General features: G+C 54.6%; 1 protein-coding gene. It reads right to left on the bottom strand.

Annotated elements, in window-relative coordinates:
- The coding region (locus tag AC1RPW_RS08320) for a hypothetical protein (RefSeq protein WP_481769494.1) at positions 1-297 on the bottom strand (297 nt) is incomplete at its 3' end.
- Positions 298-313: the final 16 nt, after the last annotated feature.

Genomic DNA, 313 nt, shown 5'->3' with positions numbered 1-313 from the left:
ACGTTCCAGCGCGTATATGCCGATGAAGCACGCATCCACTTGGTGTGGGGTTGTGCGCGATGCCTTATACGTCTCTTCGAGCGTAGAGCCCTTGTGACGCTGGTGCCATGCATTCTTCCATTGCGCGGCCGGTATCGTTAGCATCGGTATATCCGGATAGGTGCCTGCCAGTAGACCGATCATGACGCTGACCATTTCGATGGTGGTGCCCATAGATTGGATACCGCGCGTCATGAAGCGTTCCGCAACGAAGCCGTCCGGTTTGTACAGATCAACCCATCTTTTTAGTTCTGCCAAGAATTCGGTGCGGGAG

The organism is Dellaglioa sp. CoH-55-MRSF-8 (assembly GCF_056782195.1).
The sequence above is the reverse complement of the archived record's forward strand: the minus strand, read 5'-3'. Positions and strand labels throughout refer to the sequence as shown.